Source organism: Streptomyces sp. NPDC093109 (genome assembly GCF_040701725.1).
Taxonomy (GTDB): Bacteria; Actinomycetota; Actinomycetes; order Streptomycetales; family Streptomycetaceae; genus Streptomyces.
In genome coordinates, this window is sequence record NZ_JBFBEZ010000005.1 from 195,195 (window position 1) to 217,372 (window position 22,178).

Annotated in this window: 20 protein-coding genes; 14 read left to right on the forward strand and 6 right to left on the reverse strand. The window is 71.3% G+C overall.

Features of this window, described 5'->3' with window-relative positions:
* Positions 1 to 93: 93 nt before the first annotated feature.
* Positions 94 to 1,074 (reverse strand): FAD-dependent oxidoreductase, encoded by a 981-nt coding sequence (locus tag AB0389_RS07880; protein WP_366394446.1) that lies wholly within the window; start codon positions 1,072 to 1,074, stop codon positions 94 to 96.
* Positions 1,071 to 2,528 carry a carph-isopro domain-containing protein gene (locus AB0389_RS07885; protein WP_366394510.1) on the reverse strand — a complete coding sequence of 486 codons (1,458 nt, stop codon included), beginning with the start codon at positions 2,526 to 2,528 and terminating at the stop codon, positions 1,071 to 1,073. Before AB0389_RS07885 ends, AB0389_RS07880 begins: the two co-directional genes overlap by 4 nt.
* 288 nt (positions 2,529 to 2,816) lie before the next feature.
* On the opposite strand from AB0389_RS07885, the gene AB0389_RS07890 reads away from it, so the two are divergent.
* The 9 genes from AB0389_RS07890 to AB0389_RS07930 are packed head-to-tail and all read left to right on the forward strand — an operon-like array spanning position 2,817 to position 12,049.
* Complete coding sequence (locus tag AB0389_RS07890; protein ID WP_366394447.1) at positions 2,817 to 3,269, forward strand: ATP-binding protein; 453 nt, start codon at positions 2,817 to 2,819, stop codon at positions 3,267 to 3,269.
* A gap of 49 nt (positions 3,270 to 3,318) precedes the next feature.
* On the forward strand, positions 3,319 to 4,608 hold the full coding sequence (locus tag AB0389_RS07895) for a glycosyltransferase family 4 protein (RefSeq protein WP_366394448.1): 1,290 nt from the start codon (positions 3,319 to 3,321) through the stop codon (positions 4,606 to 4,608).
* A complete protein-coding gene (locus AB0389_RS07900) occupies positions 4,605 to 5,603 on the forward strand; it encodes a D-2-hydroxyacid dehydrogenase (protein ID WP_366394449.1) in 999 nt (332 codons plus the stop codon). Before AB0389_RS07895 ends, AB0389_RS07900 begins: the two co-directional genes overlap by 4 nt.
* A 4-nt stretch (positions 5,604 to 5,607) precedes the next feature.
* Complete coding sequence (locus tag AB0389_RS07905) at positions 5,608 to 6,720, forward strand: radical SAM protein (RefSeq protein ID WP_366394450.1); 1,113 nt, start codon at positions 5,608 to 5,610, stop codon at positions 6,718 to 6,720.
* Positions 6,720 to 7,838: a hypothetical protein gene (locus tag AB0389_RS07910; RefSeq protein WP_366394451.1), complete on the forward strand. Its 1,119-nt coding sequence runs from the start codon at positions 6,720 to 6,722 to the stop codon at positions 7,836 to 7,838. The genes AB0389_RS07905 and AB0389_RS07910 overlap by 1 nt, the downstream gene beginning before the upstream one ends.
* A complete protein-coding gene (locus AB0389_RS07915) occupies positions 7,835 to 8,680 on the forward strand; it encodes a radical SAM protein (RefSeq protein WP_366394452.1) in 846 nt (281 codons plus the stop codon). The genes AB0389_RS07910 and AB0389_RS07915 overlap by 4 nt, the downstream gene beginning before the upstream one ends.
* Positions 8,681 to 8,703: 23 nt before the next feature.
* Positions 8,704 to 10,428 (forward strand): carbamoyltransferase C-terminal domain-containing protein, encoded by a 1,725-nt coding sequence (locus AB0389_RS07920; RefSeq protein ID WP_366394453.1) that lies wholly within the window; start codon positions 8,704 to 8,706, stop codon positions 10,426 to 10,428.
* A gap of 5 nt (positions 10,429 to 10,433) precedes the next feature.
* On the forward strand, positions 10,434 to 11,066 hold the full coding sequence (locus AB0389_RS07925) for an HD domain-containing protein (RefSeq protein ID WP_366394454.1): 633 nt from the start codon (positions 10,434 to 10,436) through the stop codon (positions 11,064 to 11,066).
* Positions 11,063 to 12,049, forward strand: a complete 987-nt coding sequence (locus AB0389_RS07930; RefSeq protein WP_366394455.1) for a glycosyltransferase — start codon at positions 11,063 to 11,065, stop codon at positions 12,047 to 12,049. The genes AB0389_RS07925 and AB0389_RS07930 overlap by 4 nt, the downstream gene beginning before the upstream one ends.
* Before the next feature lie 18 nt (positions 12,050 to 12,067).
* Here the strand turns inward: AB0389_RS07930 and gltX are convergent, their stop codons facing one another.
* Positions 12,068 to 13,438: a glutamate--tRNA ligase gene (gltX, locus tag AB0389_RS07935; protein WP_366394511.1), complete on the reverse strand. Its 1,371-nt coding sequence runs from the start codon at positions 13,436 to 13,438 to the stop codon at positions 12,068 to 12,070.
* 316 nt (positions 13,439 to 13,754) lie between these two features.
* On the opposite strand from gltX, the gene AB0389_RS07940 reads away from it, so the two are divergent.
* Positions 13,755 to 14,369 carry a hypothetical protein gene (locus tag AB0389_RS07940; RefSeq protein WP_366394456.1) on the forward strand — a complete coding sequence of 205 codons (615 nt, stop codon included), beginning with the start codon at positions 13,755 to 13,757 and terminating at the stop codon, positions 14,367 to 14,369.
* Between the two features lie 20 nt (positions 14,370 to 14,389).
* Here the strand turns inward: AB0389_RS07940 and AB0389_RS07945 are convergent, their stop codons facing one another.
* Positions 14,390 to 15,181, reverse strand: coding sequence for a fused MFS/spermidine synthase (locus AB0389_RS07945; RefSeq protein ID WP_366394512.1), 792 nt, complete (start codon positions 15,179 to 15,181; stop codon positions 14,390 to 14,392).
* Positions 15,182 to 15,297: 116 nt separating this feature from the next.
* Positions 15,298 to 15,723 carry a hypothetical protein gene (locus tag AB0389_RS07950; RefSeq protein ID WP_366394513.1) on the reverse strand — a complete coding sequence of 142 codons (426 nt, stop codon included), beginning with the start codon at positions 15,721 to 15,723 and terminating at the stop codon, positions 15,298 to 15,300.
* Positions 15,724 to 15,987: 264 nt separating this feature from the next.
* Here AB0389_RS07950 and AB0389_RS07955 point away from each other — a divergent pair, with 264 nt between their 5' ends.
* Positions 15,988 to 17,463, forward strand: a complete 1,476-nt coding sequence (locus AB0389_RS07955) for a tetratricopeptide repeat protein (protein ID WP_366394457.1) — start codon at positions 15,988 to 15,990, stop codon at positions 17,461 to 17,463.
* Positions 17,464 to 17,555: 92 nt separating this feature from the next.
* Here the strand turns inward: AB0389_RS07955 and AB0389_RS07960 are convergent, their stop codons facing one another.
* Positions 17,556 to 18,152, reverse strand: a complete 597-nt coding sequence (locus AB0389_RS07960) for a histidine phosphatase family protein (protein ID WP_366394458.1) — start codon at positions 18,150 to 18,152, stop codon at positions 17,556 to 17,558.
* A gap of 231 nt (positions 18,153 to 18,383) precedes the next feature.
* Here AB0389_RS07960 and AB0389_RS07965 point away from each other — a divergent pair, with 231 nt between their 5' ends.
* The 3 genes from AB0389_RS07965 to AB0389_RS07975 are packed head-to-tail and all read left to right on the forward strand — an operon-like array spanning position 18,384 to position 22,148.
* Complete coding sequence (locus AB0389_RS07965; RefSeq protein WP_366394459.1) at positions 18,384 to 19,487, forward strand: phosphatase PAP2 family protein; 1,104 nt, start codon at positions 18,384 to 18,386, stop codon at positions 19,485 to 19,487.
* Positions 19,408 to 20,580, forward strand: a complete 1,173-nt coding sequence (locus AB0389_RS07970) for a hypothetical protein (RefSeq protein WP_366394514.1) — start codon at positions 19,408 to 19,410, stop codon at positions 20,578 to 20,580. Before AB0389_RS07965 ends, AB0389_RS07970 begins: the two co-directional genes overlap by 80 nt.
* On the forward strand, positions 20,571 to 22,148 hold the full coding sequence (locus AB0389_RS07975; protein ID WP_366394460.1) for a hypothetical protein: 1,578 nt from the start codon (positions 20,571 to 20,573) through the stop codon (positions 22,146 to 22,148). The genes AB0389_RS07970 and AB0389_RS07975 overlap by 10 nt, the downstream gene beginning before the upstream one ends.
* The last annotated feature ends 30 nt before the right edge of the window (positions 22,149 to 22,178 follow it).

Below are 22,178 nucleotides of genomic sequence, written 5' to 3' on the forward strand. Positions count from 1 at the left end.
TTCGGGTGAGTCGGGGAGCGGTGTCGCGGCGGTCGGGGCGTCGTCGTAGTGCATCGGCCGGAGGTGGAACAGTCCGGGATCGCCAAACACCTGCTACTCAATTCCGTCCCAAACCCCCATCCGAGTGCGCGCGACCAGTCGCCGCACGTCCTCGGCGCACCCCCAGGACAGCGTCACCCCGGCGCCACCGTGCCCGTAATTGTGGACGATCAAGGTGCCGTCATCACGGTGTTCGGCCTCAACGCGTACCGCCGTGCGGGTGGGCCGGGCACCGATGCGGTGTTCGAGGATCCGCGCCGCGGCGATCCGGGGTTCGATCTCAGAACAGCGCGCGAGAATACCGGCCGCGGCCTTGTCATCGGCCTCCAGGCTGCCATCGCCGTCCACGGCTGTGCCGCCCAGGACGACGGTGTCGCCGTGCGGATAAAAACACAACAAGTCTGGCGAGGGGCCGGTGTCCTCGGAGAAGAACTCCGTCAGGCCGGGGTTGGTGACCACGACGTGCTGTCCCCGGATCGGCCGGAGGCCGGGGTCCGGTACCAGGGTTCGGGAGCCGAGCCCCGAGCAGTTGACGATGGCGGCGGCCGGGCCCGCGTCGTCGAGGGAGGTGAGCTTGCGCTGCTCGATGGTTCCTCCGGCGGCCCGAAGCCGTTGGAGGAGGTGGCCAAGGTAGACCGGCATGTCGATCAGCGGCACGGTGAACCGGTAGCCGGAGGTGAATCCGCCCGGGAGTTCGGTGGTCTCGCAGGGGCGGAAGCCGGGCAGCTCGGTGGCCCATTCCGGTGGGGCCTCGGCCTTGCGGGATGCCTCAATGCCGCTCGCCAGCCGGACGCCGGTGGTCGGGTCGCCCGAAAGCGTCCGAAAGACCTCCAGTGACCGCTGACCCCACTGGTCGACCTTGTCCTTCGGCTCTACCAGGTACGGGCCCCACATCGCGCCGGCGGCCAGCGACGTGACCCCGGGCACCTGCTCGGCGATCACCTGAACCGGTGTTCCGGCCTCTGCAAGCAGGACGGCGGTGGTGAGTCCCGCTACGCCCGCCCCTACGACGACTACGCGCTCCGCTGCGGTCATGCGCTCGACCCTAACGGCCGGGCGGGCGTGGGTGGTGAGTGGTGGGCGAGGGCGTCCTCCAGGACGGGAAGGAAGCCACGTACGTACGGATTGCGCTGGCGGCGCCGCAGGTCGCCGGCGAGTTGGTGGAGCAGGGCCGCGCTCCTGGGCGAGCGGACGGCGTCGAGGCGGTCTGTTGCGATCTGGCCGACCTCGCAGGCGGTTTCCAGGTCGCCATGGGCGCTGTGGCCGAGGGCGAGCCAGGCGCCCTCGAACATGGCCCGCCGCTGGCTCGGGTCGCCACGCGGGACCTCGTACGCCCCGGTCCGTAGCATTTCCGTGCCCTGAGCGAGGAAGCGTCGGCCCTGAGCGGCGTTGCCTTCCTTCTGCTGCTTGCGTCCCATCTGGATGAGGGAGTAACCGGCTTGGCAGTCAAGGTGGTTGTCGGTGAGGAAGTACATCCAGCGCGGTTCTTCCCGCCCGCTGTCTCGACTCCCGATGAGTTCGCGCGCGGCTCCCCGGGTGTGGGCGAAGTCGTTGTCCCGGCCGGCGGAGGCATACGCGTAGGCGAGGCGCGACAGCACGGAGGCCCGGACGCCTACAGGCCCGGCCTCACTCGCCCGGCGGGCGGCCTCGCCCAGCGCGATGGCGTCGGCCGGGTGGCCCCGACTGGCGGCCTGGAAGGAGAGGTCACCGAGGATGTGCGAGCAGAGCGCGAGATCGTTGACCTGGTGTGCGGCTCGTAGGGCGGTGGCGAAGTAGCGCTGGGCGAGGCCGTGGTCGGCCGCGTCAAAAGCCATCCATCCGGCGAGCTGCCCGATCTCGGCGAGTGCCCGGATCAGCCTGGTCGTCACGGCGGAGGAGTGTCCGCCCTCATGAATCAGCAGTCCGACGGCCCGGAACTGTGCTCCCACGTAGGACAGATGGCGGGCGCCGCCATGCTCGTCGTCGAGCAACTGGAGCATGGGGAGGTGATGCTCGACCTGGTCCACCAGCGGGTTGGCGCCGAACGCTTCCGTGATCCGGGGTGCGTACTCGCCACGGCCGGCGGTTCCGTCCAGATACTGAGCGACGACGGCGGTCAGCCCCGATCCCGAGATCGCCAGAAAGCGTCGGCGGTCGACGAGCCCGCCCATGACCCAGTCCTCCACGATCCCCTCCAATCCCCGCACGGTCCACGGACGCTCGAGATCGGTGTCCGCCGGAACGAGAGCCGATGAGTCTCCCGTGCGTCCCTGCCACAACTCGGCCACTGATACGCCTCTTCCCAGTTCCTGGGAAAGCACATAGGCGACCATGGCCGGCAGTGGCGAGCGAGGCAGCGAGCCGGTGTTTCGCCAGTGGTACGGGGCGGACTCCGCCACCGTTCCGGCGCCGAACACCCTGTTGAGCTTGCGGGCGAGGGCCTTGGGGCTCCAGCCGAGTTCGTCCAGGCATCCCGTCAGCACAACGTTCGGTTCACCTGCCGCGTGCATTGCCACGTGCGACCACCTCACGCCCAGCGGTTCATCGGAGACCTCACCCTTCCCCATGGTGACGCTTCAACACCGTCGAGTAACCGATATCGCAGGGAAGTTGACCCAGTTGACCCGTTGATCGGGTCCTGCCGATCTGCCTCCTCCGGTGTTCTTGAGGAGAGCAGAAGGCACCGCCTTCGGCGCTGAAGGAGAAGGGGTCGGGTCTTGAACCACCACGCGAGCACCTCCCAAGACCTCCCGAGCGGCGTATCGGGGGCCATACGCGAGCGAAGCGAGCCGGCACCCGTGCTTCGGCGTTCCGGCGAGCACACCGCCGCGACGCTGATCACGGATCTCCCTTTCGGCCCGAGAGCGGCCGAGATCGCACGAGAGGCCATCGCGCTGGCCCTTCGCGGGAATACGGCGACAGATCTGGTCGATGACGCCCGACTGGTCGGTTCGGAGCTGGCGACCAACGCATTCACCTCGGGGAGTCCGCCCCTGGTGCTCTGCGTCGATCGGATCAGACGGATCGCAGATCGGTACGAGGCCCAGGCTCGGGTTGAGGTCGCCGTCGAGATCACCGTCACCGACGGTGGTTGTCCGCTCCCTGAGGTCCCAGTAACACAGGGAGCACCAGACGAGGCGGAGTCGGGACGCGGGCTGGTCATCGTCGAGGCCCTCGCCGATGCCTGGTCGCTGACCACCGGTGCCCACGGCAGCAGCGCCTGGTGTCGTCTATCTCGATCCGTCCGCTGACGTTCGCCTTCATCCCCACCGGTACTTCTCTCGAAGGAGGCAGTACACCGTGCGCACAACACGTCCGCTCGCCAAGGCGACCGATCTGCCGCGCGTGATCGTCGCGCTCCACGAAGGCGTTTACGGAGCCAGTTCGGGGACCGGCTTCAGCAACCGTGCCTTCCTTACCGCGCTCGCTCGTCTGTTGCCCACGGGTCGGCTGGCCGTGGTCACCCCGCGCATTCCCGAGTCATCGGGCGACCATGACCCGCAGTGGACCGTTGAGGTCCGGCAGATGCTCAAAGAGGCCGAGGCGGAGATCATCACGATCCCCGGCGGGCATCTGCTGCCGAACTCGGTCCAGGGCTGCGAGCAGTTGTGCGACCTCGTCGCCGAGGCTGCCGTACGTATTGCCGACCGTTCGGGGCGCTGTCTGCTGATCGGCCTCGACGTGCCCTTCCTCGGTCTCGCTCCCTACACGCCGTCGACCATGGACCTGCTGCTCGTACCCCGCTCGACCGCCGCGTTGACGCGACCGCACGACCGCGCCCGCATCCGTTGGGAGAAGGCCGGACTCCGGGCGGCCACCGCCCATGGTGGTCGGATCGGCGCGATCTCCAGCCACATGCGTGGGCACCTCACGGTGAACTGTGGCCTTCGCCGCAGGAGCATCGTGGACATCCTGAACGGTCTGATCCTCGAAGAGATCGGCCCGCCATCGGCCGTACTCCCACTTCCGTTCTCGGCCCGGGGCGGGTTTCTGCTGGCGATGGGACGGCCGGTCCCGACCAAGGGTTTCGAAGACCTCCTCAAGGCCCTGCATGTCCTCAAGAACCACGGCGTACGCCTTCCCCACCTGCTGCTGGCGGCCACGACCCCCGCCGAGGGCTCCGACGGGCTCACTCCCCACCAGGCCCACTTGGCCGCAGGTATAAGCGAGTACGGGATCGACGCGACGCTGGTCACGCACTTCAGCCCGGCCATCCGCAGCTGGCTTCACAGCCCGGCCCTGCGCGCGGTCGTCGTACCGTCCCGCGAGGAGCCCTTCGGCCGGATACCGCTGGAGGCATTCGCGGCGGGGGCAGGTCCGGTGGTCGCCACGGCCGCCGGTGGGCTGGTCCAGACGGTGATCGAGGGGGAGACGGGGTTCAGCGCGACACCCGGCGATCCAACCTCCCTGGCTGAATCCCTCCACCGGGCTCTGACTGTCATGCCAGGCGAACGCGCCCGCCTTGTACAGGCCGGGACAGCGCTCCTTCGGTCGCGTCACGACTACGAGGCCACCATCGGCTCCGCTCTCAGCCGTATCGCCCCCTGGTCCCTGGACCCGATGCCCGACGCGGGGAGTGGGAGCCGATGAGCCGTCCCGTCGTGCTGATCTGCCTTGAGTCCCCGCATGCCTTCTGGCGCCTTTCCGCACAACACGAGCGGTCCCTGCGGGCCGCTTTCCCGGACGTCGATGTCCGCGTTGCCACCGCCGAGAGCCTTCCCTGCCATCTCCCTTATGCACAGGTGTATTTGGGTTGGAGGTTCAAGTCCGAGTGGCTGGCTACCGTCCCTCACCTGAAGTGGGTCTCCTCGCCTGCGGCCGGTACGGATCACCTCCCTGTGGCGGAGATCGCGGCAGCCGGGGTGGCGCTGACCCGCTCGTACGGATTCCACGGCCGCCCCATGGCCGAGCACGCCATGGGGTTGGTTCTCGGCTTCTCGCGCGGCCTGTTCCTGAGCCAGCGTCTTCAGCGGAACCGGACCTGGTGGAAGGGCGATCTCGCCGAGGAATTCTTCGACCTGGCCGGGGCGACGATGACCATCGTCGGCTGCGGCAGCATCGGCGGGCACCTCGCCCGAACCGCTCGCGCCCTCGGTATGAACGTGATCGGCGTACGGCGCACACCTCCGTCGGCTCCGCGCGACGGCATCACGTGGATACGCGCGTCGGCGGTTCACGAGGCGGTCGCCGTCGCCGACGTGACGGTCGATCTGCTACCCACCACGAGCGCGACACGGCATTTCTTCGACCACGAACTCCTCTCCGTCTGTAAGCCCGGATCCCTCTTCATCAATCTGGGCAGAGCGTCGACCGTCGATCAGCGGGCGCTCATCGCGGCCCTCGATTCCGGGCGTCTGCGCGGAGCCGCCCTGGACGTCACTGATCCGAAGCCCTTGCCCGCACGCGACCCGCTGCGACTCCACCCTCGCGTTCTGCTCACGCCAAAGAGCGCCGTCTTCTCCCGCACCTACATGGACGAGGCGGTCGCTTTCTTCGCCGACAACCTGCGCCGCCACCTCGCCGACCGGCCGCTGAACGGTCTGGTCGATGTCTCCCTTGCGCACTCTCCCCTCTCAGGAGGCTGACCCGATGCTCAGCACCAGCCACCGCGACCTCGTCGCCGCCTTCACCGCGACCGGCCGCAACCACCCCTATCTGGCGCTCACCCTGAACTCGCTCTGCAACCTGGACTGCGTGTTCTGCAAGCCGCGCTGCATGCCGGACTACGGGCACAAGGACCGCCCCCTGACCTCGGCGGACTACGCGGCCATCGCTGCCGAGGCCGGAGCCTGGCAGGTGAGGAAGGCCCACTGCTCCGGAGGCGAGCCGACCCTGCGGGCGGACATCCTGGCCGTGATCGAGGGACTGGCCGACGGTCTCGGACCCGGCGCGACGATCGGCATGACCAGCCACGGCAACCTGCGCCGTGGACTGAGCGTCGAACAGCTCCAGCAGGCCGGTCTTACCTATCTCAACGTCAGCCTCCACAGCCTCGACCCTGGCCGGTCTGCCGCGATCATGGGAGGCGGAGACCCCCGCGAAGCCAGGGCCACGATCGACGCCGCGCTCGCCCTCGGCCTGCGCGTGAAGGTCAACTGCGTACTCCAACGCACCTATATCGAGGACGCGTTCGCGGTCGCCGAGCTGGCCAGGGATCTTCCTGTCGCCGTGCGTCTGATCGAGCTGCAGAACATCGGCCCGGCACAGGCCCTGTTCGACACGGAGTTCATCAGCGAGGCCGAAGTACGCGATCGGCTCCAGCGATGGTTCACGGGCGCGGGCGAAGTCCCTCGTACCCAGCTCGGAGTACGCAGCCCCGGCCGCTACCTGCGGCCCGACGGCTGGGCCGGCTCGATCGGTTTCATCTCCAACTCCAGCTGCGCCACCTGCTCCGACGCGAACCGGATCAAGATCACCCCGACCGGCGTGGCTCGCCCCTGCATCCTCCACAACCGCGACATCCCCCTGAAGCCCCATCTGGCCGACGGGACCCTCGGCGACGCCTTCGCCCACCTGTTCCGGTCCATGCTCGACCGCGACACGAACGACGCGTGGCAGGGCTATCACTACGTCGACTACGACCTGCGCTGGGACCGGATGGAACGCCCCCAGGACGCGCCCATACTTCCCCTGCTGCCCGTCCTCAGCAGGGGCACGGCCGAGCCGCCGTCGTGCGGTCGTCGCGCCCCCGGGGAGGGCTGATGGCCGCCTCCCCGACCGACACACTGCCGCTGTACGTGGCACTCGGTGATCTGTACGGGAACGAGCTGGACGCCGAGGGCGTCGGCGCGGCGATGCTCACACACAAGTGGCAGCCCGCCGACCTGCTGGCTCCCCACTCCGACCTCGACGTACGCGTCCTGCTGCGCGAGGCACCCGAGGACTGGCAGGAGTGGAACCACCGCCTTGCCGCCGCGCACCGAGCAGCGGTCACGCGGGACACCTCCCACCGCCGCCTCCTTGAGCACCCGCCCGGCTTCGCCTTCACCCTCTCCGAGGCCGATCGCCGGCTGATCTCCCCACCCGAACTCGCGACCTGGAGCCTGGTCCGCGGGAGCGTGCGCGACTTTCAGCGCTGGAAGTCCCATGCGCAGATGGCGCCTTGGGGTGGTGTCGACGAGCAGTTCTACCGAGGCATCCTGCACACGCGGCTTGGCGGACGGTATCGGCTGGCGGCCGACAGTACGGACAACGTCACCGAAGACATCCCCGGCTACCGGCGCCACTGCGTGGCCTGGCACTACCTCGCTCCGTGCTGGTTCGCCGCCGCCGCGCTGGCGACCCGTACCCGCTGTCCCGGCAAGACCGCCGCTCTCAGCCAGTGGCATCCGGGCGGGCTGGAACGGTACGCCGAGCTGTTCTTGCGGGAGGCGAAGACCACCAGCGCCGTCCGGGCTGCGTCCGCCCTCAGCGCTCGGCAGCTCCTCCGTACCGCTCATGTCGCTCTCGAAGCGGCCGTGCGGCAAGTCCCCGATACATCCGTGAAAACTGACACCACCGCTGACTCCCGGATCGCCTGGACGATGACCGCCGGGATGCTCCGCGTACGGGTGGCGCGCTGGCTGTACTACCTCGACCCACCGCCCGGTGTCGCCACCGGATATCTGATCACTCGCGAGGCGAAGGAACTCCAAGCCGCCACGGAAACCCTGCGGACCCTGGCCGTCGACGAGATCAGTCCCTCCCAGGGACTGGCGGGCCGGATGGCCGAACTGCTCCCCACTGGCCCCACTACCGCCGAAACCTTGCGCGACACGCTCGCCCTCTGGGCGCGGCACAGCCCGGTGGTGCGGGACTTCCTCACCTTCCACGCCGAATGACGTACCTCTCACAGAAGGAGCTGACCGCCATGCCGCCCGCCGGAGATCTCCCTCCCCGGACCCTCAAGACCGCCAAGATCAAGATCACGACCAAGTGCAATCGCTCGTGCGACTTCTGTATCTTCGCCGACGGCGCCCAGGGCGAGAACATGCCCCTGGAGATGTTCTCCACCGTCCTGACCCGGCTGGAGACCATCCCGTTCCAGCAACTGCACATCAACGGGGGCGAGCCCACCGTCCACCGGGACTTCCCCGCCCTCAGCGACCTGGCCCGCACCCGGCTGCCGGAGAAGGTCCTCGTCCTCGGCACGAACGCCATCACCCTGGCCCGCAACCAGCGGATCATGGAGGCCACCCTCCGCTCGTACGACCAGATCCTCATCGGCTGCGACGACGAACACGAGAACTACGCGGAGGTCCACGCCGTCGTTCCCCGCCTCCGCGCGGCCGGAAAGACTGTCGTCGTCAACAGCGTGCTGGAGGGCATCAGCGCCAGTCGGCTCGTGGAGATCGCGGACCTGTGCGCCGCGCACGGAGCGATTCACGTCACCAACCACGTGCACCACGTAGACGTCGGGCAGCCGGCCAACAAACTGCGCGGGATCTGCTCCCGCTATCTCGATCAGCACCTGATGGTCGAGCTGGACGGCTCCTGCTACCGCTGTTTCAACGCCATGGCCAAGGACGACAGCGAATTCAGCGTCTGGGACGAGGACTTCGCCGCGAAGGTGTTCGCGCCGCGCTGTCACCACTTCCGGTTCTGCCTGAGGTGCCACGAGTACACCGACTCCGGATCGGCAGTCGTCCCCGCTCCGGCCCCGGCCGCCGCCATCGCCGTCTGACCCGTACCTGGAGGTGTGCGCTCATGCCCGCGGTTCTCGGACTGAACTTCCACCACGACACATCCGCCGCCCTGGTCGTCGACGGCCGCCTCTACGCCGCCGAGGAAGAACGCTGGAGCGGCGTCAAGCACCACCGGCACACCCGCAAGGGTGTCCTCACAGCCCCCGCCCGATCCCTTGAGTGGTGCATGGAGGCAGCCGGTATCGGCCCGGAGGACGTGGACGCGGTCTGGGCCGCTTCCATGCGCCCCACCCCCGCCGCCGGCTCGTGGCTCGCCGAGGAGCGCGACGAACTCGCCGCCCTGCTCCCGGCCCCGCTCGGCGAGCACCTGCGGCTGCTGTCCCACCACACCGCGCACGTCCTCTCCGGCTTCCTGCTCTCCGGGCACGACCACGCGGCCGGACTCGTCATCGACGCCGGCGGCTCGGCCCTCGGCTCCGACTTCGGGCCGGGCCGCGAACGCGTCACCGGCTACGACTTACGGCCCGACCGCATTGACCGGCTCCATCAGGGCATGCCCCTTGTGGTGCCCGGTCCCGTCGGGCCCCGCCGCGTCCACTCCTCGCTCGGCCACTTCTACCGCAACCTCGCCCAGCGGGTGATCCCACCGGGCGACGAGCCCGAGGGCAGCATGATGGCCCTGGCCGCCTTCGGCGATCCCCTGCGGTACGGGCCACAGGTCCGCGAACTGATCCGGCTCGGCGACGAGGGCGAGATCCGCGTCGCGCATCCGATGGGCTCGGCGGACAGCGGCACCCCGCTGCTGATCGGCGAACGGGCCTGGACCGCCGACAACGTAACGGACCACCCCGAGACCGCACGCGCGGATCTGGCCGCCGCCGCCCAGGAGGTGTTCGCCGACTCCGTCGTACACGTTGCCAGGCACGTCCAACGGCTGACCGGGGCAAGGACCTTGGTGTTCTCGGGCGGCTGCGCCCTGAACTCCCATCTCAACGGCCACCTGGCCGCCGACAGCGGTTTCGACACACTGTTCGTGGCGCCCGCGCCCCATGACGCGGGCACTGCGGTGGGGGCCGCGCTGTACGGCTGGCACTACCAGCTCGGGCAGGCCCGGCTTCCCGTACCGACCGATGCGGCCTGGGGCCCGGAGCCGGGCCGTATATCCGACGCGCTCGTGCCGCCCGGATACAGCGTGGTCTCCGGCCTCGGGAAGGATCTCGCGCCGGCCGTGGCGGCGCTGCTCGCCGACCGCCGCGTCGTCGGCTGGGTGCGGGGACCGATGGAATTCGGACCGCGCGCCCTCGGCCACCGCTCGATCCTGGCCCACCCGGGACACACCGCCACCCGTGACCGGCTCAACGCGATCAAGAGACGGGCCGCCTACCGTCCGTTCGCGCCCGCCGTACTCGCCGAGCACACCGCGGACTGGTTCGAGACCGCTGGCGACCCGTTCATGAACCGCGTCGCCCGCGCCAGGCCGAGCCGGGCCGCGCGCATCGCCGCCGTCACACACCACGACGGCACCGCCCGCGTCCAGACCGTATCCGCCGACCACCAGGGCCTCCGCGAGCTCCTGGAACAGTTCCACCGCCGCACCGGCCTGCCCCTCCTGCTGAACACGTCCTTCAACCGCAAGGGCGCCCCCATCCTGCGGACCGCCGAACAGGCCGTACGCGCGACAGCCGAGCTCGGACTCGACGCCCTGGCCGTCGGGGACATCCTGCTACTCGCCGACCACGTCCCCGATCCCCACCGGCCGCTCCTGTCGAACACACGCGAGAGGTGAGCCCGATGGGCACGATTCACCTGGCACACATCCTGTCCACGCTCGGCACCACCGAATGGAACGCCCGGGACCGGACCCGTGCGCGTGTGTCCGGCGGCCTGGCCCTCACGGTCTACGGCGGGCACACGCGTGATCAAGGCACCCCGTACATCCAGCACCCCGTGGCCGTGGTCGCCGTCCTCCGGACCGAACTCGGTGTAACGCATCCCGACACGCTTCTCCTCGGCCTCCTGCACGATGCGCTGGAGATCAACCCCGGCGCGGAGGCCCTCCTCACCAACCAACTGGGCGTCGCCTTCAGCGCCCGTCTCCGCGCCATCACCCCTGACCACCGGCTGGAACGAAGGCGAAAAGAGCCCGGGGACGAGGCCCGCTGGCGGGCGAAGACGGCCGGTCTGTCACCGGAGGGACTCCTGGTCCGGTTCGCCGACCGCATCCACAATCTGCGCGACCTGCACCGCTCGCCGAACCGCGACCGGCACGCGAAGTTCCTCCGGGCCCTGGCCGACTTCCACCTTCCTCTCGCCGAGGCCGCACGCCCGCTCAGCGTCCATCTGGAAGCGGCGCACACGCTGCTCCAGGCCGAGTACGTCCGCCATCAGCAGGTGATGCCGGTGATACCGGAGGTACGCCCATGAGACAGGTCGCGTACTCGATGGAACCGGTCGGCCGTACAGGAGGCCGGGCCTACTTACGGATGCTCCACGGCGTGACCGCCGACCACGTCGAATGGCGCACGGTGCCGGACTACAAGCGCGCCTACCGCGTCCGCCGCTGGCGCAAGCTGCGCCACCTCGCCCGCCTCGCCCCCGCCGTCCGGGCCCTGGACCGGGAGGACGGCTCCTTCGTCTGGGACGACCTGAGCCTGCTGCTCTTCACACCGGGCATGAGAGCCAGAACCGTGTTCCTCTTCCACCACTACGAACCGTTGCAGCACGACTCCGCGCCCTTCGAAGCCATGCTCTGGGAGCGGCTCTTCGATGTCCTCCCGCAGTGCGCCGGCGTGGTGTGCGTCGCCCCGTACTGGGCCGAGTTCCTCCGGGCCAGAGGGGTCCGCGACGTACGGATCATCCACAACGCCTTCGACCTCGCCGAGGTGGAGCGGGTACGCCGCCTCGACCGGCACGAGTGCCGCGCCGAGTTCGGTATCGCCCCGGACATCGTTGCTGTGTACGCGGGCAAGGCCGTGCACTGGAAAGGCACGCTGAACGTCGCCGACGCCCTGGCCGGTGCTCACCCGATACAAGTGATCACCAGCGGCAGCAACACCATCGGCTTCGACGGCACCCACTACGACCTGCCGCGCGAGCGCTACCTACGTCTCCTGCGCGCCTGCGACGTCGGTGTCTTCGCGCCCCGGATGCGGGAGGGCTGGAGCCGCTGCGCGGCCGAGGCCCTCCTGCTCGGACTGCCCTGCCTGATCCGCCCAGTGGCGGGACTCGGCGACCTCGCCGAGCTGACCGGCCAGCCCGCCCCCGACCTCAGCCGTCTCGCCGCACAGGTGCTGGAGCGCGCCGCCGCGCCGGAGGCCGAGGCCAAGGGCGCGTACGACGCCCTGGCCCGGTTCAGCCTGCCCTACTTCGCCAACGCCTGGGGTGAACTGCTGGCGGAGCTCGCCTGACCGCGAAGGCGACCGCGGCTACGCCGGCCCGGCCAGCTTCTTCGAAGCAGCGTCCAGGCGTGCCAGCACCCGGTCCCGGCCGAGCACCTCCATGGACTCGAACAGCGGCAGCCCGATCGTCCGGCCGGTGACCGCGACCCGGATGGGAGCCTGGGCCTTGCCCAGCTTCAGACCGTGCTTCTCACCGACCGCCACCAGTACGGCCTTGAGATCGTCCGCCCGCCACTCCGCGGTGGCCAGCTCCGCGCGGGCGTCGCGCAGGACATCGGCGGCGCCCGCCTTCATCGCCTTGTTCCACGACGCCTCGTCCTCGACCGGCTCGTCGAGGAACAGGAAGTCGACGTAGCTCGTGATCTCCGACAGGACCGCCAGCCGGGTCTGCGCCAGCGGTGCCACCGTCTCGAAGACCGCCGCGTCGAACGCCTGCGGCGCCCACGGCGCGTACGGAGCCACCAGCCACGGCGCACACGCCGCGGCGAACTGCTCCGGCGACAGCGCGCGGATGTAGTCACCGTTGAACGCGGTCAGCTTCTTCACGTCGAAGAAGGCCGGCGCCCCGTTGACGTCCTCGATCCGGAAGAGCCGCTCCAGCTCCTCGTACGGAAGGATCTCCTGGTTGTCGCCGGGCCCCCAGCCCAGCAGCATCAGGTAGTTCACCATCGCCTCGGGCAGGAACCCCTCGGCGAGGTAGTCCTCCAGCGCCACCTTGTCCCGGCGCTTGGACAGCTTCTGCCGCTTCTCGTTCACGATCACCGGCAGGTGCGCCCACACCGGCGCCTTCGCCCCGAGCGCCTCCCACAGCAACTGCTGCTTCGGCGTGTTCGACAGGTGCTCCTCACCCCGGATGACCTGCGTGATGCCCTCGTCCAGGTCGTCGACCACATTCGCGATCAAGAAGACCGGCGACCCGTCACCGCGCGCGATCACGAAGTCTTCGATCGCACTGTTCGGAAACGCCGGCTCCCCACGGATCAGGTCGACAACGACGGTCTCGCCCTCGTCCGGCGTCCGGAACCGCAGCGCCCGCCCCTCCTCGTACGCCAGTCCGCGCTCACGGCAGAACCCGTCGTACCCGAGGTGCTCCGACCCGGTGCGCCCCTTCAGCTGCTCCCGGGTGCAGTCGCAGTAGTACGCCTTGCCCGCCGCGAAGAGCTGCTGTGCGGCCTCGGTATGCCGGGCGGCGTTCCGCGACTGGAAGTACGGCCCCTCGAACGCGCCGTCCTCCTCATGGATGCCGATGGCCGCCAGCGCGCTGATGATCCCGTCGATCCACTCCGGCTTGTTCCGGGCCGCGTCGGTGTCCTCGATCCGCAGCACGAACGTGCCGCCGGACTGTCGCGCCACGGCCCAGTTGTAGAGAGCGGACCGCGCGCCACCGACATGGAACATGCCGGTCGGAGACGGGGCGAAACGAACACGAACCGGGGCAGTAGGCATGAGCCCAAGACTACCGAGGTCGAAGGTCTGCCTAGGCCACCCCAGCGCCGAGGAACTCCTTGCCCAGCTCGAAGCCGATGACATCCGGGTCAAGCCCCGGCCGGCCCGTCCGGAGACCTCCTCGGCCACACGGCCGGATGCCCCGTAGCCTCAACAGGAACGGTGAACAGATCCTCCATCGTTGAGGATCACCACGAAGTGCTCCTGCACTACGTGTTCTGCGGGGCTCCTGGGACAACTGGTGTACGCGTGGGGCACTATGGCCCCGATGAAGGCCCCGACGCGTACCGGACTCGTCCACACCACGGCATGGCTGCTCGCCACGGGCGCCGCCGTCACGTTGTCGTGGTGGGGTGTCCATACGGTCATGGCGGGCACGGCGTACGACCCCCCGCGCGCGCTCCCGCTGCCCGCCGGCAGTGCGCCGGAGCAGGGCTCGGAGCCGGTCGTCTCGTCCGCCCGGCCGTCGGAGAGCCCGGCGGCGGAGGAGACGCGGCCGGCGGGCCCGGAGGCCACGGGGGCACCGTCCGGTGCGGGTTCCGGTGCCGGATCCGGCTCCGGCTCTGGTACCGCTCCCCCCGCCGTCTCCCCCTCGGCGCCGTCGCCGAAGGCGTCCCGTACCGCCGAACTCCCCGGCGGGGGGACGGAGTCGACGGACGGCGGGCAGGTGAAGAGCTATACGGTCGACGGCGGCCGGGTCGCCCTCGACCTGGGCGAGACCTCGGCGGAGCTGGTCTCTGCGACGCCGGAGGCGGGCTGGCGAATGCAGGTGTGGACCGAGCCGTACTGGATCCGGGTGACGTTCACGCTGGACGGCCGCGAGGTCTCGGTGTTCTGTACCTGGCACGACCATCCGCCGATGGTCGAGTTCGACGACCGCTGATTCGGTGGTGGCCGCAGCCTTCAAGAAGCGAACGTGCCCGGCGGTGGCAGCGGGGACGCCTTGGCGGTCGCGTCCGTCACTGCGGGGGCGCCGCCGGTGAAGTCCGTGAGCTCACGCCCGTGTTCGACCCGTCCGGGGTGCGGATCGCCCGCGATCCGGCGGGTCAGTTCGGCGATGGGCAGCTCCCGGTCCGACGCGACCAGGACGGCGTTGCCGAAGCGCCGCCCGCGCAGCACGGCCGGGTCGGCGGCGAGCGCGAGCTGTCCGAACACCCCGGCGGCGGTGGAGATCTGGCCGCGCAGATGGGCGAGCGGCGGCCCGTCGGCGAGGTTGGCCGCGTACCAGCCGTCCGGCCGCAGCGCCCGCCGTACCTCCCGCAGGAACTCCGTACTGGTCAGATGCGCGGGGGTGCGGGCGCCGCCGAACACATCTGCGATCACCAGATCCGCCCATCCGTCCGGCACCTTGGCGAGCCCCGCGCGGGCGTCGGTGGCGCGGACCCGGATCCGGGCCGCCGGATCGAGCGGCAGCCGCTCGCGTACGAACCGGACGAGCGCCGCGTCCAGTTCCACGATCTGCTGGGTGGACCGGGGGCGGGTCGCGGCGACATAGCGGGCGAGCGTGAAGGCGCCGCCGCCGAGGTGTACGACGTGCAGCGGCCGGCCGGCGGGCGCGACGAGGTCGGCCACATGCCCGAGCCGGCGCTGGTACGCGAACGAGAGATACGCCGGGTCGGCCAGGTCGACGTGCGACTGCGGGGCGCCGTCGATCAGCAGCGTCCAGGCGCGGCGGCGCTCCCGGTCGGGTATCAGCTCGGCGGTACCACCGTCGACGGCCTCGGCGGTTCCGGCGGTCCCGGCCGACTCGGCGTCGCCGCCGTCGCGCCCACGGCGCTTGTTCTTTGCCACCCGTCCATTATCGGCCGGATCTAGGAACAGCGGTCGGCGGCCTCGATCAGCCGCGCCGCCTCGCCCAGCGCCTCCCGCAGCACCGCCGGGTCCGTGACCGGGCCCGTCGTGTCGGGCGGCAGGAGCCAGTCCGAGCCGGTGACCGGCGGTTCGGCCGGGATACGCAGGCCGCGGCCGTCGGTCCGCGTACAGGCGCTGCCCGGCACGTCCCAGGCCGCCGCGGTGCCGGGCGGCACCAGAAAGCCGAGGGTGTCGCACGGACCGTCGTGCAGCACGGGCCCCACCGCCGGGGTGGCGCCGCGGCGCAGGATGTCGACCGCCTCAAGCCCCTGCCTGGCGGGCACCGTCACGAGATCGCACGGTTCCTCCGCGGCCCCGCTCCCTGCCCCGCTCCCGGTCCCTGCCCCGTTTCCGTTCCCGTCCCTGGAATGCGCGCTGAACTCCATACCGACCTCCAACGTGGGCGTCATCCATGAGGTTCAACGCGACATCGCGTCAACAGCTACGGCGGCACGCCGCCGCAAAGGATGGCATTTCATGGCGGATCGTGGGCGAGAAATCCGATTTGTAGCAGAACTCGGCGTGAAGACCCCATCACAGACGGTACGTTCTTGATCCGCCGGAACAACCGGAGTCGGGCGCCGCGAGGCCGTGTCATCCATGGCACCAGGCCCGCGGCACCGACGGCTGTACCAGGAGAGGGATCGGCCATGGCGTCGTCTCGGGCAGTTCCCAACCTCGCCTTCCGCCGGCTGCGTGCTCAGCACTCGCCGGGGGAGTTCGCCGCCGCCGTACGCCGGGCGGCACGCGAGATCGGTGAACAAGTCGCCTGTGACGCACGTTATATCGGACGGGTGGAGGCAGGCGAGATCCGCTGTCCCAACTACGCGTACGAACGGGTCTTCCTGCATATGTTCCCCGGACTGACGCTCCAGGACCTGGGCTTCCGCGCCCGCGCGGAGGTACGCGGCAGAGCGGCGCGGCCCGCGCCGTTCTCCCCGACCGACCCGTTCCCCCCGACCGACCCGACCGACCCGGCGACCGATCCGCCGACCGACCCGACGTACGGCTCCGGCCGCCCCCGCCCCCCGGGCACGGCCGGTGAACTCAGCGAAACCAGCGAAACCCACGAGGAGAGCGACGTGCTGCGTCGCGCATTCATGACCAGCGGCTCCGCCACGGTGATGGCGGCGTCCCTCGGCCTCGGCGGTGCGCCCGTGTCCGCCGCCGCGGCCCCGCCCCCCGTCCTCTCCGTACCCGCCATCCCCTCCCCGCGGCGGGTCGGGGAGGCCGAGGTGAAATCCGTCGAGGACGCCGTACGGAGAATCCGGCTGCTCGACGACCGGCACGGCGCCGACGGCCTGTTCCGGCGCGCGGCCCAGCCGCTGCGCGCCGCGTACGCCCTGCTGGACGCGGGCGCGACCACCCGGCAGTCCACGGCCGACCGGCTGCACGCCGGCGCGGGCGAGCTGTCGATCTCGGTGGGCTGGCTGGCGCACGACTCGGGCCGTCTCGACGACGCGCGCTCGTACTACGCGGAGGCGCTGGCGACCGCGCGGATCGCGGGCGACCTGGCGCTGGAGGCGCACGCGTTCTCCAACACCTCGTTCCTGGCCCGGGATTCGGGCCGCTGCCGGGAGGCCGTACGGGCCGCGCAGGCGGGCCGGCGCGCGGCACGGACGCTGGGCTCGGCCCGGCTGCTGTCGCTGCTCGCGCTCCGGGAGGCGGCGGGGTGGGCAGGTCTCGGCGACCGCGCGGGGTGCGAGCAGTCACTCGCCCAGGCGCACCAGCTCTTCGCCAAGGGCCCCCACGACGCCGACCCGGAGTGGATGTCCTTCTTCGGCGAGCCCGAACTGGAGGCGCAGGAGGCGCTGTGCCACGAGGCGCTCGGTGACTGGACACGGGCGGCCAGGCACGCGCACCGCGCGACCGTCCTCCAGGAGCCGCACTTCGCCCGCAACCTCGCCCTGTACCGCGCGGAGCTGGCCACCTATCTGGCGCGCGCGGGGGCGCCTGACGAGGCCGCGGCAGCGGGCCACCAGGTGCTGGATCTGCTCGACGAGGTCCAGTCGTCCCGTATCCAGACGAAGCTCGCGTCCACGGCCCGCGCGCTGCTGCCCCAGCGGCGGCTGCCGGACGTCGGCGGCTTCCTGGAACGGCACGCGGCGACGAACGTACGGGCGTGACGGGGAACGTACGGGCGTGACGGCGAACGTACGGGCGTGACAGCGCGGCTGCCGGTAAGTCCCGCTCGCCAGGCTTGCGGGGCTTACCAGGCTTACGGCGCGAGGTGCCCGGTGTCGTTCCACACGTGGATCGCGGGCATGTCGTACGCCCAGCCGAGCACGGACAGCGAGGTCGGGTCCAGCCTGATCCGGGCCGCGAACGCGATGTCCTCGCCCAGCCAGCGCGCGGCGATCACGCGCAGGATGTGGCCGTGGGCGAAGACCAGCACGTCGCGCTCGGCGGAGCGCGCCCATTCCACGACCTCGTCCGCGCGCGCGGAGACCTCCGCCAGCGTCTCGCCGTCCGGGACGCCGTCGCGCCAGATGAGCCAGTCGGGCCGGCCGGCCTTGATCTCGTCCGGCGTCATGCCCTCGTAGGCGCCGTAGTCGAACTCCATCAGCGCGTCCCACGGCTCGGCCCGCTCGCCGAAGCCCGCGAGCGCGCAGGTCTCGGCGGCGCGGACCAGTGGGCTGGTGCGTACGTCCATGCCTTCCAGGCCCGACCAGGGCTCGCGGTGCAGCCGTTCGCCGAGCAGCTTGGCGCCGCGACGCCCCTCCTCAAGGAGGGGGATGTCCGTCCTGCCGGTGTGCTTTCCGGACAGTGACCAGGCGGTCTGGCCGTGCCGGGCGAGCAGGATGCGCGGTGCCATGGTGGTACTCCCTGAGTTCAATACGGGTGCACATAGGGGTGCCGTTCCATCATCACGCACCTGAATGGGAGGCAACCGTCAGGGGGATCCTGACGTCCCTCATGGCAGCCGGGAGACCCCTTGATCGCACACCCGATCGAGACACCACCCGGTCGGAGGGCAAGAGCGCCTACACCGTACGGTTGAACGTCGGCCGACAGCTGCACGAAAACATGATGGAGACCGTTCCGAATGCCGTACAGCGCCAGCGCCCGCGCGACCACCGGACCGCTGCCCAGCCCCGGACCGCGCCCCGAACCCGGGTCCCCGACCCGGATCCGGCCCCGCTGGTGGACCGAGCTGATCCTGCTCGTCCTGGTGTACGGCGCGTACTCGGGCGGCCGGCTGCTGGCGCGCGGCGACGTGTCGACGGCGGTCGACCACGGGCTGGCGATCCTGCGCGTGGAGAAGATGTTCTTCCTCAACGCCGAACACCCGCTCAACCGGCTCTTCACCAGCACCCCGGCGATCGGGATACCCGCCGACTTCGTCTACGCCTCGCTCCACTACCTCGTCACCCCGGCCGTGCTGATCTGGCTCTTCCGCCGCCGTCCCGCCCGCTACCGGGCGGCCCGCACCTGGCTGATGCTCTCCACCCTCCTCGGCCTCGTCGGCTTCACCCTCCTGCCCACCTGCCCGCCCCGGCTGCTGGACGCCGGGCACGGGTTCGTCGACACGATGGCGCAGTACAGCTCGTACGGCTGGTGGGGCGCCGAGGCGAGCGCGCCGCGCGGGCTCGGCGGGATGACCAACCAGTACGCGGCGATGCCGAGCCTGCACGTCGGCTGGGCCCTGTGGTGCGGGGTGCTGCTGTGGAAGCACGCCCGCACCCCGCTGGTGCGGTGGCTGGGCGTGGCGTATCCGCTGCTGATCACGGTGGTGGTGATGGGCACCGCCAACCACTACTTCCTGGACGCGGTCGCGGGCTGCGCGGTGATGGGGCTGGGGGCGCTGCTGGCCGCGCCCGGGATGCGCGCGGCGGACCGCGCGCGGGCCTGGGCGGGGGCCCGGACCCGGGCCCGGGCGGCGAACGGCGCGGGCGCCGGGCCCACCGCGCCGGCCACCCTGCCCGACCCGTCTCCTGTGCTGTCGTCCACCGCCTCCACGGCCTCCACCCCGCGTTCCGCCCCGATTGTCAGTGCCGGATGCGAGACTTCCGCGGGTGAGCGATTCCCTGAGCAGCGGACCCGCGCCAACAACGCCGACGACGGCGTCCGTGGCGGCGTCGACGGTGTCGGCGGTGGCGCCTCCGCCGCCGCCTCCACGGCCGACGACACTCCGGCGGCGACTCGCTGAGCTGCGCGGCCCCGCCGTCGCGCCGCATCCGCTGGACGCCCGCGCGCTGGCCGCCCTCGCCGCCAACCCCGGCTGCCGGCGGCGCGCTCTGCTGGACGGCGCCGGGGTCGACAAGTCGGCGCTCGCGACGGCGCTCGGCTCGCCCGCGCCGTTCGGCCAGTCCCAGTTCGCCTTCATGCGCGGGAACGCGTTCGAGGCGAAGGTCAAGGCCGACGGCGGTACGGAGCTGATGCGCCTCCTCGCCGAGCGCCTCGGCGACGGGGTCCCGGCGCCCGAGCCCGGCGAGGTGCTCGTCCCCGACCTCGCGGCGGCCGGCCCCGAGGGACGTACGGCCCGTACGGCGCTGGCCCTGCGCGAGGCCACCGAGGCGGGCGCCTGGGCGCTGCTGGACCATCCGCTGCTCGCCCTGGAGGTCGCGGGATCGCCCGCGTATCTGGAGCCGGACGCGGTCGTGGTGCGCCCCGACGGCCGGTGGACGGTCGTGGAGATCAAGTCCTTCCCGATGATCGACGGTTCCGCCGACGCGGCCAAGGTCGGCGCGGCGGCGCGGCAGGCCGCGGTGTACGTCCTGGCCCTGGACCGGGTCGTCGGCCGCACCCCGGGCGCCGAGGTCGGTGACCGCGTCCTGCTGGTCTGCCCGAGGGACTTCTCGAACCTGCCGACCGCGTCCGTCGTGGACGTACGGAAGCAGCTGTCGGTGACGCGCCGCCAGCTGGCCCGGCTGACCCGGATCGAGGACATCGCCGCCGCGCTCCCCGAGGGCACCACGTTCGACGTGGGCAGCCGCTCGGGCGCGGAGCTGACCGCCGCCGTCGAATCCGTCACCGCGGCCTACGCGCCCGAGTGCCTGGCCGCCTGCGAACTGGCCTTCCACTGCCGCTCCCGGGCCCGCGAGGCGGGCGCGGTGGAGGCGCTGGGCCGGAGCGTACGGGGCGAGCTGGGCGGTCTGACGACCGTTGCCGACGTCCTCGCGGCGGCGCACGGCGAGGCGGGCGACCCGGTCGACCCGACGGTCGCGGCGCTGCGCAGGGCGGCGGCGCTGCGGGCGGAGGCCCTGGGCCCGGTCGGGGCGGGGGTGACGGCATGTCACTGATCGGCACCCTGGCCCGGCTGGAGGCCGTACACGGCGGGCGGGCCCAGCCGCTGGCCACCGTCCGCCACCGCCGTATCACCGACCGGCCGCTCGTGCTCGTCCCGCTCAGCACCTCGGGCGAGGCCGGCGCCCCGCTCGGCGCGCTCGTCGGGACGGACCGGGACGCGCCCCGGCTGCTCACCGTCGCGCAGCCGCGCGACCGCGATCTACGGTTCGCGTTCCTCGGTGAGCTGGCCGAGGCCGTCCTGCCGTATTTGGACGCCTACGCCGACGTCGTCGAGCCCGCCGAGCGGAACGAGACCGACCCGGAGACCGGGAAGCGGGTCAAGGTCGAGGTCGAGCTGTGCGTGGACGCGCCGCAGCTGATCGTGCCGAGCCGGCCCGGCCTCGACTTCGTACGGCTGCTGGGCCGGTCCATGCGGTTCCGGCGCACCGCCGAGGACGATCCGGACGCGCCCTACCCCGCGCCCCCGCGCGTGCCGCTGCTCGGCCGCTGGCTCACGCACTACGGCGAGCGCGCGCGGGTGCCCGGCGCGTCCCTGCTGCTCGCGACGACCGACCTGCTCAACCGGCACTGGGCGACCGGCCAGTCCAGCCTGGAGGACCAGCATCTGGGTGCCCTGCTCGCCTGGCTGGATGCCCCTGCGGGCGGCTCGGGCGCGGAGGCGGCGCTCCGCGCGGAGCTGGACCGGGACCGGGAGGGCCAGCTGCTGTGCCCGCCCGCGGGCCCGGCGACGGACCCCGCCTTCGACAACCGGCTGCTGGCCCCGGCCATCGAGGCCTACGACCGTGCCCGCCAGGCGCTCGCGGCGGCCGAGGACGGGCCGGACGCGGAGGAGCAGCTCGCCCGGCTGACGGCGGCGGAGCGACGGATCCGCGAGCTGCTGGCCGGGGTCATGCGGCCGACCTGGGACGCGGTCTGGCACAGCCTCGACCTGCTCCGGGAGCTGCCGGAGGGTTCGCGGGTCGAGGACCGCTGGACCCGCGACCGCTGGTCCTTCACCGGCCACCGCGACCGCGTCCGCGCGGGCGAGCCGCCGCAGCCGCGCCGGGACGACGCGGTCACGGCCGCGCAGAAGCTCGCGTCGCGCGAGACGGCCCAGGCGCAGCTGGACGCCCAGGAGGCCCTGGACGACCCGCTGGTCCTGGCGGGCCGCCGGCTCTCCGGCGAGGCGTTCCTCTGCGAGGTCACCGAGGTCGTCATGGCCTACACCGAGACCAAACGCCCGAGCCCCCGCCCGCTCCTCACCGTCCGCACGGACGACGACCCGCGGCTGGCCGAGGGCACGAAGGTCTACCGCTCGCTGGACGGCAAGCCCCAGTCCGCCGAGTTCGTCCACGCGGTGCCCGCCGACGGTGTCCTCGTCCTGAGGCTGACGGACCGGATGGGCCGCTCGAAGGAACCGGCCCCGGGCTCCGTGCCGGCCAAGGGCGACCGCATCACCTGGACGCTCTTCGAGCACGACCAGCGCGGGGGCCCGAAGCTCCCGGCGCCCGAGGAGACTCCCTGGACCCATGGCGGCCCGCCGGCCCCACCGGGAGACGCGCTTCCCGGCGTGGGGCCGTAACACCACAAGGCACTCACCGAACCCCCTGAC

Bases quoted from the DNA above. Each gene is read 5' to 3' on its own strand.
- AB0389_RS07880 (WP_366394446.1), bottom strand. From the start codon at position 1,074: ATGACCGCAGCGGAGCGCGTAGTCGTCGTAGGGGCGGGCGTAGCGGGA.
- AB0389_RS07885 (WP_366394510.1), bottom strand. From the start codon at position 2,528: ATGCACGCGGCAGGTGAACCGAACGTTGTGCTGACGGGATGCCTGGAC.
- AB0389_RS07900 (WP_366394449.1), top strand. From the start codon at position 4,605: ATGAGCCGTCCCGTCGTGCTGATCTGCCTTGAGTCCCCGCATGCCTTC.
- AB0389_RS07905 (WP_366394450.1), top strand. From the start codon at position 5,608: ATGCTCAGCACCAGCCACCGCGACCTCGTCGCCGCCTTCACCGCGACC.
- AB0389_RS07910 (WP_366394451.1), top strand. From the start codon at position 6,720: ATGGCCGCCTCCCCGACCGACACACTGCCGCTGTACGTGGCACTCGGT.
- AB0389_RS07915 (WP_366394452.1), top strand. From the start codon at position 7,835: ATGACGTACCTCTCACAGAAGGAGCTGACCGCCATGCCGCCCGCCGGA.
- AB0389_RS07920 (WP_366394453.1), top strand. From the start codon at position 8,704: ATGCCCGCGGTTCTCGGACTGAACTTCCACCACGACACATCCGCCGCC.
- AB0389_RS07925 (WP_366394454.1), top strand. From the start codon at position 10,434: ATGGGCACGATTCACCTGGCACACATCCTGTCCACGCTCGGCACCACC.
- AB0389_RS07930 (WP_366394455.1), top strand. From the start codon at position 11,063: ATGAGACAGGTCGCGTACTCGATGGAACCGGTCGGCCGTACAGGAGGC.
- gltX (WP_366394511.1), bottom strand. From the start codon at position 13,438: ATGTTCCATGTCGGTGGCGCGCGGTCCGCTCTCTACAACTGGGCCGTG.
- AB0389_RS07940 (WP_366394456.1), top strand. From the start codon at position 13,755: ATGAAGGCCCCGACGCGTACCGGACTCGTCCACACCACGGCATGGCTG.
- AB0389_RS07950 (WP_366394513.1), bottom strand. From the start codon at position 15,723: ATGGAGTTCAGCGCGCATTCCAGGGACGGGAACGGAAACGGGGCAGGG.
- AB0389_RS07955 (WP_366394457.1), top strand. From the start codon at position 15,988: ATGGCGTCGTCTCGGGCAGTTCCCAACCTCGCCTTCCGCCGGCTGCGT.
- AB0389_RS07960 (WP_366394458.1), bottom strand. From the start codon at position 18,152: ATGGCACCGCGCATCCTGCTCGCCCGGCACGGCCAGACCGCCTGGTCA.
- AB0389_RS07965 (WP_366394459.1), top strand. From the start codon at position 18,384: ATGCCGTACAGCGCCAGCGCCCGCGCGACCACCGGACCGCTGCCCAGC.
- AB0389_RS07975 (WP_366394460.1), top strand. From the start codon at position 20,571: ATGTCACTGATCGGCACCCTGGCCCGGCTGGAGGCCGTACACGGCGGG.